This is a genomic window from Staphylococcus sp. HMSC057A08, assembly GCF_001812925.1.
Classification (GTDB): domain Bacteria; phylum Bacillota; class Bacilli; order Staphylococcales; family Staphylococcaceae; genus Staphylococcus; species Staphylococcus hominis.
Genome location: NZ_KV810845.1, coordinates 1 through 14,758, shown reverse-complemented (window position 1 = coordinate 14,758; position 14,758 = coordinate 1). Strand labels below are relative to the sequence as shown.

The window sequence follows — 14,758 nt, the reverse complement described above, 5'->3', positions numbered from 1 at the left end:
TTGATTATTGATGTTTTTGATCATCTTTATAAACATACAACTTGAAGTATTTACCTTCAGTTTTCATTTCTTTATAGAAATCAGCAATAATTTCCGCATTACTTTCAGCCCATTTAATATCAGTCGCATATTGATGTTCACCCGGATTCATAGGATTCCATCTCATGCTATATAATGTGTTTTGATCATCGTGAGATAGGAAGTGTTTATGAATAAAATCTGCGCCACCTTTAATTGCTTTCTCTGGTGTATCCCAACCATGTTTTTTCGCATATTCAGCACCTGTTTTGATTGGATCTTCATCTAAAGCTCCAACACCATAAAAATTATAATATTTTTTACCATCAATATTTACACCATTCGCCAGTTCACTTTTTACTGAACCTGTTTCTAATAATGCGTGAGAAATTAAATAGACTTCATTGACACGTTTTTCTTTTGCAGCATTTACAAAAGCATCAGTATGTTTCAATAGTGTAGGTCGATCGAACAACATACGTTTGATACGATTTTTATCAATACCTTGATATTTAGATAAATCTAAAAATTGATATCTTTGTTTATCATCATCGATAAATTTACTGCTGTCCATTGCAACTTTAATTTCACTTGCTGATGCATCTCTCCATGCATTATTATTTTTATTCGATACTTGTTGACTTGTATAGTTATCTATTTGTTTTTCAGCAGCTTTATCAAGCGTGACGTTCACATGCTGAACTTTCTCTACTTCATTTACTTTTTTGAAAAATATCTGATCAGAAATCATTGAGAAAAAAATGAAGCCAGCTGCTACTAAAATAATAAGTAACCCTATTAGGCCTATAATAGAACCTTTTCTGTGCTTTGTCATATTCACACCTCTTAGGTTAATGTTGTAATTTCATTTATAGAAAAGTCTTCCATGATAATAAATTTTAACATTTTTAATTCTCTTAAACAATTTTATAATTATAATGTTACATATTCATAAAATAAAAGTAACAAAATTGAAATTTAACAAAAAAATAAAAGTAATGAAATACTCAACATTTCATTACTCAATGATTTTTATCTATTAAATAAATATAGTTATTTGTAGTAAGGTTAACATATTTAATTATTCGTTATTTCTTTTATAATCCATCATAATAAAACTGACAGCTTGCGATCTATTTTTATAATAATATTGATTTAAATCAATCGTCCCTTCAATATCACCATCACGATACATCATTTCATTTGTAAAATTATTTATCATTACAAATTCAGAACGATCTCTAATAACGTCTAAATCATCATGTCTTGCAAAAAAGTGCTCAAGATTTAAATGTGCGTAATCCAACTTCATACCTCCTATATTTTATTGTACAAATGTCGAATATTAATCTTACAAACTTGTTAAAGCTATATATCATCCAATCCAACGATTCTATGTTTACTATTTAACACCTATTTATTAAATTAAGCAAATGAAAATTCACGATACCTCATGTAGAATTTATACATCCGGAAATATTGTTTATGTACATAACTAAGGAGAAAGAATAAATATTTCAGATTTTAGTTCATTACACATAAAATATCATAAGATGATTCATCATTTGTTAAGACAATACCGTATCACTTATAATTATGATGAATTTTATCAACTATTATTAATAAAATTGTGGGAAATCTCCAAAATTTATAACCCATCTTCCTCTGTATCTTTGTCCTCTTTTATCTATCAGCGATTAAAGTTTTATCTTATTGATCTTTTTAGAAAGGAGCAATTGAAGATTGATTGCCTAGATATTGCAGCGTTACCTCATTCTTTAACTTATACATTGAAAGATGAATCTTTTTTTAATGATTTCAAATATATTTTAAATTCAAATGAATATCAATGGCTGATATATTATCTTCATGGATACAAACAATATGAAATCGCTAAAAAGATGAATGTCTCAGACACTACAATTAAAAAATATAAATCTTCTGCCCGTATCAAACTTCAGCAATATTATTTAGAAGGTGATTGGCATGTTACCTCATAATACTTTCGATTTGTTATACATTCAAACTTTAGAAGGTTCAACAATTCAGACTAAATGTTGTTTTAAAACATATGAAATGATTCTACCATTTCATATTAAAAAGATAGTCATATACTATCTAGAACAATTTAATAAATCATATACGCAACAACTTAAATTAGCTAAACGCTTATTATCTATCAATAAACTAGTTCCTATTTATATTTCTAAAGACATCATTTTATTTCCAATCAAACATCAACGCGCACCCATACAAATATATTTTAATGCTCAACGTATTATTGGATTAACGTCTTCTCAAAATAAAACCATTATTATCTTTGATAATTCAGTTCAATGCATAGTCGATGAGCCTTACATTTTAGTTTATAAAAAATGGCAAGAAAGTATTCTATTAGCCTATTTAATTAATAAGACGACTTCTTTTCATTAAACTTATATTCAAGTAATCTTTTAGTAAACAAAGCAGTCACAAATCTTATGAGATACAAACTGACAATCAAACTAATAATGGCAAAAACTAAGATTAATACAAGATAGATTAAACTTAATTCTGCTTTAGGATTTATAAATTGATTGACTACTGCTAAACTTGCGATAAATCCAGCTAAAAACCATCCTAGTAATAGAATGTATGTAAGAACAAATAATATAATTAATAAGAACAAATATCCATTTGAAAAATGTTTATTTCGAAAGATATGAACCTGTAAAAATTGATTAGCAAAACGAGTAGGTTCCATAAATTTCTGTTCTGCATTATTAAATGAAGCATTATTTTGTTCAAAAGTATGTTCTAATAATTGCTTTTCTTTTTTATTTAAAAACCACAATTGTTTTCTTACTTTTTCTCTAAAAGCAGTTTCCTCCATAACTTAATTCCTTTCTATTTAATTATATTCATAAATTTTAACTGAACACCGATTTTAAAACAAACTCAATAAAAAAGAAAGATACAACTCAAGATACTTTATTACTCCTTCTCTTTGATATTCATATAACACTAAAACCGAGTCTAAGACATGTTTGTAGTCTTAGACTCGGTTGGTCATAATTTAGATATAGTGATTTTATAATATAGATAGTCCAGAACTTTTAATATCTTTTGCAAATCCTTGAACTGTATCTACTGGCAATTCATTAATATCGCGTCCAAGATTATTGTTAACTTTCTTAACAACATCTGATGGACAAGTGATAATATCGGCGCCAATTTCATTAGCTTGAATAACATTGAACACTTCACGGCAACTTGCCCATAATAATTTAACACCATTTTTACTATGTGCGACTTTTACAGATTCTTTCATTAAAGGAAGTGGATCTACACCCGTATCAGCAATACGCCCTGCAAAGACAGAGATATATGTAGGTACACCTTCGGTCACTGCTTCTGTAATAGCTTTAACTTGTTCAATTGTATAAACAGCAGTTACATTTAAACGAACATGATCAGCTGATAATTTTTTAATTAATTCAATTGTAGACTCACCTTTTGAGTTCACAATTGGAATTTTAACAAACACATTGTCACCATATTGCTTTAAAATTTCTGTTTCTTTCTCCATTGTGTCTAAATCATCTGAGAATACTTCAAATGATATAGAAGCATCAGGAATTTCACGTACTGCTTCTTCTGCAAAAGCTTTATAATCTGTTACACCTGCTTTTGCCATTAAGCTAGGATTTGTTGTAAAACCATCTACTTCTTTATTTTTGTATGCAGCTTTCATTTGTTCGATATCTGCACCATCAGCAAATACTTCTACATTTAATTGAGTCATAAAATCTTCCCTTCTCATTTATATTACGAATATAGCTTGCTTTATGAAAAGACACCATATGTATAATTATTTTTTATGTACAGTATGTTTTACTATTTCGTTATGTTATTTATATCATGCTTTTTTTGTGTATGCGAATGTTTTGCTTTGAATTTTCTGAAAATTAAAACCTTATGATAAAGGTACTATTAAAAATGAAATTAAATGTGGTAATATTATTTAATGGTATAAATCGGAGGTATGTTATGTCTAAATCAAAAAAATATTTATATATATCAGTGATTCTTTTAATTATTAGCTTTTATTTTAATACATTTAATCCTTTATTAAGCATTCAATTTAAATCAATAAAAAATTTATTAATTGCATGTAGTATTGTAAATGTTGTCATCCTTATTGCTTCAATTATATTTTCTGATAAAGCAATTAAACATTTAAATTATAAAAATAAAGATTGGATTAAGACCGCTTCTAACATATTACCTTATGTCATATTAGTAGTAATTTTGTTCCATATTTTTGCTTCTGTTACAACGTTTGGCATTTTTTCATAATCAAATACGCATAAAATATTATATAAAGGTGAGTATATTATGCAATATATAACCGTGTTTATAGGTGGTATGTTGGGCGCTTTATTAAGATTTTTGTTTTCCTTTATGAATCAGAGTAGCATCTTTCCAATTGGCACATTGATAGCTAACCTGTCAGGTGCTTTTCTTATGGGTTATCTGTCTGTAGTAATGATTAAATTATTTAAAGATCATCCTAAAATTAAAAAAGGTATTACAACTGGTTTTTTAGGCGCTTTAACAACCTTTTCAACATTTCAATTTGAGTTAGTCACATTACTTTACAGCCATCATATTATCTTAGCTGTGGTTTATGCGTTTATGAGTTATTGCTTTGGTGTTATCTTGTGCTGGATAGGTATGAAATTAGGAGGTCTTACATCTTGATACAAGCTCTTTTAATTATGATTGGCGGTGGTTTTGGCGCTGTCGTTAGAGCATGGCTAACTGATGTCACTAAATCCAAATGGTCTACTTCAATACCTATTGCTACTTTAATCGTCAACTGGATGGGAAGTTTTCTCATTGGTTTAACGACTGGGCTCTCTATTCACTTAAACTGGATACATATGTTTTTTATTACCGGATTTTTAGGAGGTTTAACGACATTTTCAACCATGTCTTATGAGCTTGCGCAATGTCTAACACCGTCCTTCAAACTTTTTAAATTTATGATGTATTCTCTATTGCAATTTGTTATAGGATTTATTGCTTGTTGGATTGGTTTTATAATATAACAAAAAGGTGAACTGTGTAGTAAATTAACCTACAAGTTCACTCTTTTTTAATTAAATTGATTAACCTTCAAATGTATCTGGATCAGGTCCTATACGTTGATCTTTATTTAAATCATCAATTCGTTTCATTTGATCTGCTGATAATTCAAAATCAAATACATCTATATTTTCTTCAATTCTGCTTGATGTAACTGATTTGGGAATAACGACGACATTATGTTGCATATTCCATTTAATAATAACTTGTGCTGCTGTTTTATTAACTTCTTTACCAATTTCATTTAACGTTTCATCGTTTAAAATTTGAGCATTCATAAATGGTGACCAAGATTCCATATAAATATTTTGCGCTTCTAAATATTTTCTAAGTTTTTCTTGAGTAAAGTATGGATGAAATTCTACTTGGTTAATGACTGGTTTAATTGAAACTTGTGCTAATAATGCTTCAAAATGATCTGGATTGAAATTACTAACTCCAATGTTTTTAACTCTATTATCTTTATATAAATCTTCCATACCTTTCCATGTATCAATCATTACGGCTTCATTTGTCCCTGGCCAATGTACTAAATATAAATCTAAATAATCTAACCCAAGTTTTTGGATACTAGTTTCGTAGGCTTGAGCCACATTTTCACGTCCGAAATCTTCGAAAAATAATTTTGATGTTACGAAAATATCTTCTCTATTTAAACCTGTTGATTCTAATCCTTCTTTGATACCTTGGCCTACTTGTTCTTCATTTCCATATACTTTAGCAGTATCTATGCTACGATACCCAGATTCAATGGCATGTTTAACTGCTTCTTTACAAGTATCGTCGTTTTCTACTCGAAATGTTCCAAGTCCTAACATTGGCATTTGATTTCCATTATAGAATTCAATATAGTCCATTTTACTTCCTCCTTTAAAAATAACTATTCTGTATATACCCTAAAAGTATATTTATGAACATCGCTTATAATAAAAAAAGTACCATCAAAATTTTAAATTTTGATGGTAGCCTCTCTTAGTTAAATGATTCAATTTTATCCATAATATTTTGTAATTCATCGACATTATATTGAATACGTCCATGGAATACAAATTTGTTAAAGAATTCGTCAAGTTGTTCAGGACCAACTAAAACCTTAACACTTGAGCTTTGTGCATAGTTTGAAATCGTTACGTCTTTATCATGTTTAGGATTAAAATATAAAATTGATGTTGGCTTATATTTAAGTCCTAATTCTGTTTGTAAATCTGTAGCTAAATTCTCAATTGCAGAAAGTTGATCAGAATAATTAATAAATGATAGTTTCGAATGATTATCTTCATGTTGATCAAGCACTAACGTTTGAGGCGCTTGTGTGTTTAAATCAAGTGTATCAAATACTTGCTTCAGCATTGGTAATTCTTGAAATTGTGCGCCGCTAATTCCATTATACACATGACCTTTTAATAATTGTGAATCAATGATATATAACCCAGTTCTAGTAAGCACAAGATGACTAATGCGTTGAATATTATTAAACTCATTACTTGGTAAAAATATATTAGCCATTATATGCATATCTTCACGTCTAATACGTTTTTCTTTAACTAAACGGTCTCTAATACCAATGAGTCTCATATCAGTCACGTATTCACTTTTATTTTTAGAAAATAATTTCAAAGCATCAATTTCACGTTCTTTTCCATTAACTGTAGCTTCAAATTCTTCTTTTTGTTTCGTTACTTGTTTTTTATTTTCAATACGTTCTTTTTCAAGTGCTTCCTCATGTGAAGATTTGAGTTGTTGTTCCTTGAGATTGTATTCTTCACTCGCTTTGTGTTTCATATTATTTTTACTTTTCAAGGCAACTAAAAATAGAATAAAACATATAATCGCTATGATTATCGCTACAATTAAACCAATCTCAATCGGTCCAAATGAATTCATTAGATAACGCTCCTTTTAAACTGTCAATATCTATCTATTATAATAGAAATAGACGATAATTTCGAGGTTTAACCTAATTGATTGATGTATATCCTACATTATTTTTGAACGGCATCTTTTAGGACATTCACTTTATCTAATTTTTCCCATGGTAACAATACATCAGTACGACCAAAGTGTCCGTATGCAGCTGTTTGTTTGTAAATAGGATGTTTTAAGTCAAGCATTTTAATGATACCTGCTGGTCTCAAATCAAAGTGTTTTCTTACCGCTTCAACTAATTGGCCTTCAGAAACTTTACCAGTTTTAAATGTATCAATAGCAATAGATACAGGTTCTGCTACACCAATTGCATAAGCTAATTGCACTTCACATTGCTCAGCTAATCCAGCTGCTACAATATTTTTTGCAACATATCTAGCTGCATATGCGGCAGAGCGGTCTACTTTTGTAGGATCTTTACCACTGAAACAACCGCCTCCATGACGAGCATAACCACCATATGTGTCTACGATAATTTTTCTTCCAGTTAAACCAGCGTCTCCTTGAGGACCCCCAATAACAAATCGACCAGTTGGATTAATAAAGAATTTAGTTTCATCATCAATTAAACCTTCAGGTACAGTTGGATAAATGACATGCGCTTTAATATCTTTTTGAATTTGTTCTAATTCAATGTCTTCAGCATGTTGAGAAGATACCACAATCGTATCAATACGTTTAGGTTTATCATTTTCATCGTATTCTACTGTTACTTGAACTTTACCATCTGGACGTAAATAATCTAAGGTACCGTCTTTACGCACATCTGATAAGCGTTTCGCTAGTTGATGTGATAAAAAGATTGGAAGCGGCATATATGTTTCTGTTTCATTTGTTGCATAACCAAACATTAATCCTTGGTCTCCGGCACCTGTTGCTTCAATTTCTTCTTCAGATATATCATTGCGATACTCAAGTGCTTTATCTACACCTTGGGCAATATCAGGTGATTGTTCATCAATAGCTGTTAAAACAGCCATTGTTTGATAATCGTAACCATATTTAGCTCTTGTATAACCAATATTTTTGATTGTTTCGCGTACTACTTTAGGAATATCTACATATGTAGACGTTGAAATTTCACCAGAAATTAAAGCCATACCTGTTGTTACTGTTGTTTCACAAGCGACACGTGCATTAGGATCGTCTTTTAAAATTTCATCTAAAATCGCATCAGATACTTGATCGGCGATTTTATCTGGATGCCCTTCTGTCACTGACTCTGATGTAAATAAACGTTTATTATAAGTCATGATTTGCTCCTTTTTTTAACTATATTTACGAAAATTCTCTTTTGACAATGAGCTTAAAATAAAAGAGCCTTCTCAACTACCTAGATAGAGAGAAGGCTCTTAAACGTCCATTCGCTCTTATCGTTCAGACAAATATTGCGTCTGCAAACGGTTTGGCACCTTTCTTTTAAAAAAAGAGGTTGCTGGGTTTCATTGGGTCCATGTCCCTCCACCACTCAGGATAAGAGAATCCGTTAAGACCTATACTACATAAATACATTAGAATTGTCAATTTTGAATTTTAAATGTTCTTTTATTTACAATGGAATAATTAAATCATTATGTTATACTATTTTAATGTAAGGGCTTACATTAATAAATGAATAGATATTTGGAGGGATGTTGTATGTCAATAGATACATACAGTGAAACACCTAAAATCAAACACTTATTAGAAAAGGAAACAACTTTATTTCAACTTTCTACTACTCAGCTTTATTACAAAATTTTAAACAATAATGAAGGTCAACTTACTGAACTTGGCGCAATTAATATGAGTACAGGTAAATATACTGGTCGTTCACCAAAAGATAAATTTATCGTTAACGAACCTTCATATCGAGACAATATTGATTGGGGAGACATTAATCAACCTATAGATGAAGACGTGTTTTTAAATTTATACAACAAAGTATTAGATTATTTAGATCAAAAAGAGGAATTATACGTTTTTAACGGTTATGCCGGAAGTGATAAAGACTCACAATTAAAATTAAAAATCATCAATGAGCTTGCATGGCATAATTTATTTGCCCAAAACATGTTTATCCGACCTGAATCTATTGAGGAAGCAAGTCATATTAAGCCAAATTTCACTATCGTTTCTGCCCCTCATTTTAAAGCTAATCCAGACGTTGATGGTACTCATTCTGAAACATTTATTATTGTTTCATTTAAACATAAAGTGATTTTAATTGGTGGTACTGAATACGCTGGAGAAATGAAAAAAGGTATCTTTTCAGTGATGAACTACTTATTACCTATGCAAGATATTATGAGTATGCATTGTTCTGCCAATGTTGGAGAAAAAGGTGATGTTGCTCTATTCTTTGGATTATCTGGTACAGGAAAAACAACATTATCAGCGACTCCAAATCGTAAATTAATTGGCGATGATGAACATGGTTGGAATAAAAATGGTATTTTTAACATTGAAGGTGGTTGCTATGCAAAAGCCATTCACTTATCTAAAGAAAAAGAACCTCAAATTTATAATGCCATTCAATATGGTACTATTCTTGAAAATACAATTGTTAATGAACGTGGCCATGTTGATTTTGATGATAATACGAACACAGAAAACACACGTGCTGCTTATCCAATTCATCATATCGATAATATCGTATTACCTTCTAAAGCCGCACACCCTAATACAATTATTTTCTTAACTGCAGATGCATTTGGCGTACTTCCACCTATTTCTAAATTATCTAAATCTCAGGCCATGTATCATTTCTTAAGTGGTTTTACGTCAAAATTAGCTGGCACTGAACGTGGTGTGACAGAACCTGAACCATCATTTTCAACATGCTTTGGCGCTCCATTTTTACCTTTGCACCCTACTAAATATGCGAATTTACTTGGTAAGCTAATTGATGACCATGATGTTGATGTATATCTAGTAAATACAGGATGGACGGGTGGAAAATATGGTGTTGGACGTCGTATCAGCTTACATTATACACGTTATATGGTAGATCAAGCTATTTCTGGCAAACTAAAACAAGCTACATTTACTAAAGATGAAATATTTGGTTTAAGTATACCAATTGAAATGGAAGATGTGCCTAAAACGATTTTAAATCCAATCCATGCTTGGAATGATCCTGAGGCTTATCGTCATCAAGCTAATGACTTAAAACAACGTTTTGAAGAAAACTTCAAAAAATTTGGAGATGAAGTAAAAGATATTGCTAAAAATGGTGGATTTAGTCATTAATAATATATAAACAAAAGACTTACAAAGATGACCGTTGTAGTCATCTTTATAAGTCTTGTTCTATATTATTCATCCATTGATGTATATAATCTAAAACTTCTTTCAATGCTTTCGGTCTTGGTACATGGCCTTCGTCAAGTTGATAAAATGTATCATGTTTGACCCCTTTAAGTTCTAGTTGTTCTTGAAGAAAATACGCTTGATGTATACCCACTTGCCAATCTTTACCACCATGTACAATTAAAATAGGTGGACTGTTTTGATTCAATGTACGTATCGCATTTCTTTGTTCATATGCCTCTTTATCTTTTTTCGGATGACCTACCATACGTCTTAGCATTCCCCTTAAATCTACACGTTCTTCATACATTAAATGAATATCTGAAACGCCACCCCAAATAATATAGCTATCAACTGGATCATCCTGAAATGATAATAGACCTTGAATTCCACCTCTTGAAAATCCAATCATATGGACGAAAGCTTGGGGATGCTTATTTTTTAATAGTCGAATAAGTACTGTTACATCATGTAAATCAGCATTACAAAATTCATCTTTTCCTTCACTACCATTACTTCCTCTATAATAGGGTCCTATAACTAATGTATATGGATCAGAAAATTGCATAAGTCTTGAAGCTCTTACTCTACCAACTTGCCCTTTTCCACCACGTAAATAAACTACAATACGTTTAACATTATGATACATTGGGACCATCTGTAACGCTTTTACCCTTAATTCGTCTACTGTATAAGTTAGTTCCTCAAATCGATGAGTGTTGGATTCAACAGGCATTGTTCTAATATTCGTAATACCCAAGATCTTTCACCCTTTCTAAACATTTTAAAATTGCTTCATCTTTAATTAAATAACTTTTTTGGTGCTCAGGAATCTCATTAACTAGATGAAATAATATAGGACCCTCTGTTTCCAAATAGTCATGTTTATGTTCAATGGATTTCACCTTAATCACATACACATCTTTTTTAAAAAGTGATTTATCAAAGGTATGAACTTGATATTGCGCGATATAATATAAGGCTTCTATCTTTCCACCTGTTTCTTCATAAAGTTCTCTAGCAATCGCTTGTTGACTCGTTTCATTAATTTCAACTTTACCTCCAGGGAACTCGATACCTCTTTTAGAGTGTTTAGTGAATAATAATTGATTTTGAAATATCGGAATAGCTAAAACATGGTTTCCGTTCGGTATATCATCATCAGTTTTATATTGCATCGTGACTCGTCTATCCTCTTGATCGATAAACTCCATATTACTCATCCCCCTCTTAAATGTGGTAAAATTATTTAATAATCAAATGTCTATAGGAGGTTTATTTATGCTTAAAAAATCATTTCTAAGCATCATTCGTTTTTATCAGCGTTTCATCTCCCCTATGACACCACCAACATGTCGATTCTATCCTACTTGTTCTGAATATACTAAAGAAGCTATAGAAGTATATGGCGCATTTAAAGGTGGCTACATGGGAGTAAAACGTATTTTAAAATGCCATCCATTTCATGAAGGTGGATTTGATCCTGTACCTTTAAAAAAAGACAAACATACACATCATCATTCATAAACAGATAATGCATTTATATTAATTTTAGGGGGATTGAAATATATCAATCCTTCTTTTAATTTGCCTATGCCTTGTGTAAAGTCTGTTTCAAAATAATATCCATCTGGAGTAATATCTCCTGGATAAGACCCCTCTTTTGCTAATAAAGCAGTAAAATATCGACTGAGTCCATATTCATACATCCCACCAACGATCACTTTAATATCTTTCTCTTTTAATAAGTGAATGAGTTCTAGCGCTCTATCTATTCCTCCCAGTCTAAATGGTTTAACCACAACTGCAGTGATAGGATATTGATGAATAATTTTCAAAATTGATTGTAAATCCGTTGCTTTTTCATCAATAGCAATAGCAGGATAATGCGTAACATCTATATAACTTAAATCATTTAAATCTATAAATGGTTCTTCAACGTATAGAATATCGTGTTGATCAATCTCTTTTAATAATTGAAATTGTGACATATCCAGTGTTTCATTTGCATCGAGTGTAAGATTAAATTCAAATGGAAGTTCATTGCGTAGCTTTTTTATGTCGTTAATGAGATGAGAACTCCATTTTAATTTAATACGTGCTGGCTTTGTGTCTTTAAGTGTTTGTAATTGTGAAGAAGATAAACCACTTACTGTTGCACCATATTCAACGTTAAAGCACGGTTGTGAATAAAACATCTGATAAACCGCCATCACAACAGTACATCTAGTAGCCGGATAACTATCTAATAAATCAAGATAAGGTAACCAGTCACTAAATGTATTGAATGAATGATTTAAAATCTTTTTTGACCATTGTTGTATTCGTATTTTTACTGTCTCAATTGTTTCAGTATCATACCAATCCGTTTCAAAGGCATTACATTCACCAAAATAATTTTCCCCTTCATCAGAAATAAATCGTACTATGAGTGCTTTGCGATGTGTCATTTCGATTTTAGGCGTCGTAATCGGAGAATGAAACGGCGCGGTATAGTAATAAAATTGTATATCAATAATTTTCATTTAATGATCCTCAGTTCCAACTTTATTACGTTGTAATTTTCCAGTAGAAGTATAAGGTAATGCATTGACGCGTTGATATATCTTAGGAACTTTATATTTTGCTAAATGTTCTTGTAAGAAATCTATAAGGTCTTTAACCTCAATTGTTTCACTTGCGACATAATAAAGTGCTGGAATCTGACCCCAAGTATCATCTTCTTTAGGTACACATACTGCATCTATAATTCCATTGAATGTTTTAGCCACTGTTTCAATTTCATAAGGATAGATATTTTCTCCACCACTAATAATAAGGTCTTTACGTCGATCATAGACCATTACAAAACCATCACTATCTATTTCTGCAATATCTCCGGTTTTAAAGAAACCATCTTCAAATGTGTTATCCAAATCTTTAGGATACAAATATCCATTCATTACATTGTCACCTTTGATAAGTAATTCACCATGACCCTCTTCATTAGGTTGTTTAATACATACTTCAACGTTATCACTTGGTTTACCTACTGTATCATATCGTTTAGCTAACATATCTGGTGAAGCGGTTAGGAACTGCGAACATGTTTCCGTCATTCCAAAAGAATTATAAATAGGTAATTGATAACTCAATGCCTGTTGTATGAGCGTGGATGATAATTTTGCACCCCCAAGTAATATTTTTTCAATTGAATATGGCTTATTTAAACCAGCATCCATTAGCCACTTTAACGTTTGTGGCACAAGTGACACATGTGTAGGATATTCATTTTTAATAATAGTCAGCATATCTTCAGTATTATATTTATTTAATAAACGTACAGTAAACCCTTCAATGGTAGCACGTAAAATCACACTAAGTCCTGAAATATGATAAATTGGAAGAACCGATAACCATGTCGTTTGTTGATCAAATCCTAGACTTTCTTTACAACCTAATGCACTTGCATAGTGATTTTTAAACGTTTGAGGTACTGCTTTTTGGGGTCCTGTCGTCCCTGATGTAAACATAATAGATGCAATACGATGAATATCAAATTGTTTATGATTAGGCGCATCAGGATAATCGCTCAGTTGATTAAATGAGAGAACTTGATGTGAATGTAAATCGAACTCTTTTGTAGTTAAAATAAGTTGAACATTCACTGAGTTCATTTGATTGGTCATTTCAGTTGTTGTTAATCGTGTATTGATCATTGCAATTTCAATTTGCGCTAACCAACATGCGTGCACTAAAATAATAGACTCAATGTCGTTTCCAATATATAGTCCTACCCTACTTTCATTTAAAGATAATAATTTCTTTGAAAGCTGATACGCTGCAGAATATAATTGATTATATGTTAATGTATACTTACCATCTGTAACCGCAATTTTGTTTTTGTTTTTTATACTTTGCTCTTTTAACCAAAATTCCACTATTCATTCCTCCAATAGTTATACATACTATATTATAACGATTTTTAAATGACTTAACAGGATTCATGTTTAAATTTATTTTGTGATTGTTTTATTTTTTAAAAGATATTACCCTTTTTAGATAAATATAGTTAAATACTTGTAGCTATAAAAAACCCAGAATGGAAAATAACCATTCTGAGCTACTGTACGGAGAGTAAGAACATAAAAAGAGCAAGGTCAACATGTCAGAAAATTATTTTCTTGACACATAATTGACACTTGCTAAGTCTAAACCCTATGATATAAAGCTTTTGATACGGAGAGTAAGGGATTCGAACCCTTGAGACGCGATAAAGCGCCTACACACTTTCCAGGCGTGCTCCTTCAGCCAGACTCGGACAACTCTCCTCTATTCAATTAAATAAAAAAACAGAAGCGATGTTTCACTTCTGTTTATATGACTCCTACGGGACTCGAACCCGTGTTACCGC

At 31.0% G+C, this 14,758-nt stretch carries 18 protein-coding genes, 1 tRNA gene and 1 riboswitch; of the genes, 7 read left to right on the top strand and 12 right to left on the bottom strand.

What is annotated here, in order from left to right:
• Positions 1 to 4: 4 nt before the first annotated feature.
• Together HMPREF2881_RS01495 and HMPREF2881_RS01490 are read right to left on the bottom strand one after the other, a co-directional pair.
• Entirely contained in the window at positions 5 to 853 is an 849-nt protein-coding gene (locus HMPREF2881_RS01495) for a peptidoglycan release complex glucosaminidase SagB (RefSeq protein WP_002488437.1), read from the bottom strand.
• Between the two features lie 246 nt (positions 854 to 1,099).
• A complete protein-coding gene (locus HMPREF2881_RS01490; protein ID WP_002449634.1) occupies positions 1,100 to 1,324 on the bottom strand; it encodes a hypothetical protein in 225 nt (74 codons plus the stop codon).
• A gap of 208 nt (positions 1,325 to 1,532) precedes the next feature.
• Between HMPREF2881_RS01490 and HMPREF2881_RS01485 the strand changes: the two genes are divergently transcribed.
• Both HMPREF2881_RS01485 and HMPREF2881_RS01480 read left to right on the top strand, forming a co-directional pair.
• On the top strand, positions 1,533 to 2,018 hold the full coding sequence (locus tag HMPREF2881_RS01485; protein ID WP_255296323.1) for a sigma-70 family RNA polymerase sigma factor: 486 nt from the start codon (positions 1,533 to 1,535) through the stop codon (positions 2,016 to 2,018).
• A complete protein-coding gene (locus tag HMPREF2881_RS01480; protein ID WP_002449640.1) occupies positions 2,005 to 2,451 on the top strand; it encodes a competence protein ComK in 447 nt (148 codons plus the stop codon). The genes HMPREF2881_RS01485 and HMPREF2881_RS01480 overlap by 14 nt, the downstream gene beginning before the upstream one ends.
• Here the strand turns inward: HMPREF2881_RS01480 and HMPREF2881_RS01475 are convergent.
• Together HMPREF2881_RS01475 and HMPREF2881_RS01470 are read right to left on the bottom strand one after the other, a co-directional pair.
• Positions 2,426 to 2,890: a hypothetical protein gene (locus HMPREF2881_RS01475; protein ID WP_002488428.1), complete on the bottom strand. Its 465-nt coding sequence runs from the start codon at positions 2,888 to 2,890 to the stop codon at positions 2,426 to 2,428. The genes HMPREF2881_RS01480 and HMPREF2881_RS01475 overlap by 26 nt on opposite strands.
• Positions 2,891 to 3,088: 198 nt before the next feature.
• Positions 3,089 to 3,802: a transaldolase gene (locus HMPREF2881_RS01470; RefSeq protein WP_070653599.1), complete on the bottom strand. Its 714-nt coding sequence runs from the start codon at positions 3,800 to 3,802 to the stop codon at positions 3,089 to 3,091.
• A gap of 245 nt (positions 3,803 to 4,047) precedes the next feature.
• On the opposite strand from HMPREF2881_RS01470, the gene HMPREF2881_RS01465 reads away from it, so the two are divergent.
• From HMPREF2881_RS01465 to HMPREF2881_RS01455, 3 genes are read left to right on the top strand one after another with little or no spacing between them, the layout of a single operon-like run.
• A complete protein-coding gene (locus tag HMPREF2881_RS01465) occupies positions 4,048 to 4,356 on the top strand; it encodes a hypothetical protein (RefSeq protein WP_002488429.1) in 309 nt (102 codons plus the stop codon).
• A gap of 39 nt (positions 4,357 to 4,395) precedes the next feature.
• The gene (crcB, locus tag HMPREF2881_RS01460; protein WP_002488424.1) at positions 4,396 to 4,761 is read left to right on the top strand and encodes a fluoride efflux transporter CrcB; all 366 of its coding nucleotides are present in this window, start codon (positions 4,396 to 4,398) and stop codon (positions 4,759 to 4,761) included.
• Positions 4,758 to 5,111, top strand: a complete 354-nt coding sequence (locus HMPREF2881_RS01455) for a fluoride efflux transporter FluC (RefSeq protein WP_002455169.1) — start codon at positions 4,758 to 4,760, stop codon at positions 5,109 to 5,111. The genes crcB and HMPREF2881_RS01455 overlap by 4 nt, the downstream gene beginning before the upstream one ends.
• A gap of 60 nt (positions 5,112 to 5,171) precedes the next feature.
• Here HMPREF2881_RS01455 and HMPREF2881_RS01450 read toward each other — a convergent pair whose 3' ends face one another.
• The 3 genes from HMPREF2881_RS01450 to metK form a co-directional block, all read right to left on the bottom strand.
• Positions 5,172 to 6,005: an aldo/keto reductase gene (locus tag HMPREF2881_RS01450; RefSeq protein ID WP_002449660.1), complete on the bottom strand. Its 834-nt coding sequence runs from the start codon at positions 6,003 to 6,005 to the stop codon at positions 5,172 to 5,174.
• A 115-nt stretch (positions 6,006 to 6,120) separates the two neighbouring features.
• Positions 6,121 to 7,032, bottom strand: a complete 912-nt coding sequence (locus HMPREF2881_RS01445) for an NERD domain-containing protein (protein WP_002449668.1) — start codon at positions 7,030 to 7,032, stop codon at positions 6,121 to 6,123.
• 98 nt (positions 7,033 to 7,130) lie between these two features.
• Positions 7,131 to 8,327, bottom strand: coding sequence for a methionine adenosyltransferase (metK, locus tag HMPREF2881_RS01440; RefSeq protein ID WP_002449627.1), 1,197 nt, complete (start codon positions 8,325 to 8,327; stop codon positions 7,131 to 7,133).
• Positions 8,328 to 8,441: 114 nt separating this feature from the next.
• A riboswitch (SAM riboswitch) is annotated at positions 8,442 to 8,554 on the bottom strand.
• 158 nt (positions 8,555 to 8,712) lie between these two features.
• Here metK and pckA point away from each other — a divergent pair.
• The gene (gene pckA, locus HMPREF2881_RS01435) at positions 8,713 to 10,305 is read left to right on the top strand and encodes a phosphoenolpyruvate carboxykinase (ATP) (RefSeq protein ID WP_002455165.1); all 1,593 of its coding nucleotides are present in this window, start codon (positions 8,713 to 8,715) and stop codon (positions 10,303 to 10,305) included.
• A gap of 46 nt (positions 10,306 to 10,351) precedes the next feature.
• Here the strand turns inward: pckA and HMPREF2881_RS01430 are convergent, their stop codons facing one another.
• Together HMPREF2881_RS01430 and ytkD are read right to left on the bottom strand one after the other, a co-directional pair.
• Positions 10,352 to 11,125 (bottom strand): alpha/beta hydrolase family protein, encoded by a 774-nt coding sequence (locus HMPREF2881_RS01430; RefSeq protein WP_002455164.1) that lies wholly within the window; start codon positions 11,123 to 11,125, stop codon positions 10,352 to 10,354.
• Positions 11,106 to 11,579, bottom strand: a complete 474-nt coding sequence (gene ytkD / locus HMPREF2881_RS01425) for an RNA deprotection pyrophosphohydrolase (protein ID WP_002449666.1) — start codon at positions 11,577 to 11,579, stop codon at positions 11,106 to 11,108. The genes HMPREF2881_RS01430 and ytkD overlap by 20 nt, the downstream gene beginning before the upstream one ends.
• Positions 11,580 to 11,646: 67 nt before the next feature.
• On the opposite strand from ytkD, the gene yidD reads away from it, so the two are divergent.
• Positions 11,647 to 11,892: a membrane protein insertion efficiency factor YidD gene (gene yidD / locus HMPREF2881_RS01420; RefSeq protein ID WP_002449651.1), complete on the top strand. Its 246-nt coding sequence runs from the start codon at positions 11,647 to 11,649 to the stop codon at positions 11,890 to 11,892.
• On the opposite strand, the gene menC is transcribed toward yidD, so the two are convergent.
• The 3 genes from menC to HMPREF2881_RS01405 all read right to left on the bottom strand — a co-directional run bounded on the left by menC (position 11,883) and on the right by HMPREF2881_RS01405 (position 14,675).
• Entirely contained in the window at positions 11,883 to 12,890 is a 1,008-nt protein-coding gene (gene menC, locus HMPREF2881_RS01415) for an o-succinylbenzoate synthase (protein ID WP_002488433.1), read from the bottom strand. The genes yidD and menC overlap by 10 nt on opposite strands.
• Complete coding sequence (gene menE / locus HMPREF2881_RS01410) at positions 12,891 to 14,285, bottom strand: o-succinylbenzoate--CoA ligase (protein WP_002488441.1); 1,395 nt, start codon at positions 14,283 to 14,285, stop codon at positions 12,891 to 12,893. It lies immediately after the preceding gene.
• Between the two features lie 299 nt (positions 14,286 to 14,584).
• Positions 14,585 to 14,675 (bottom strand) — tRNA-Ser (locus HMPREF2881_RS01405).
• Between the last annotated feature and the right edge of the window lie 83 nt (positions 14,676 to 14,758).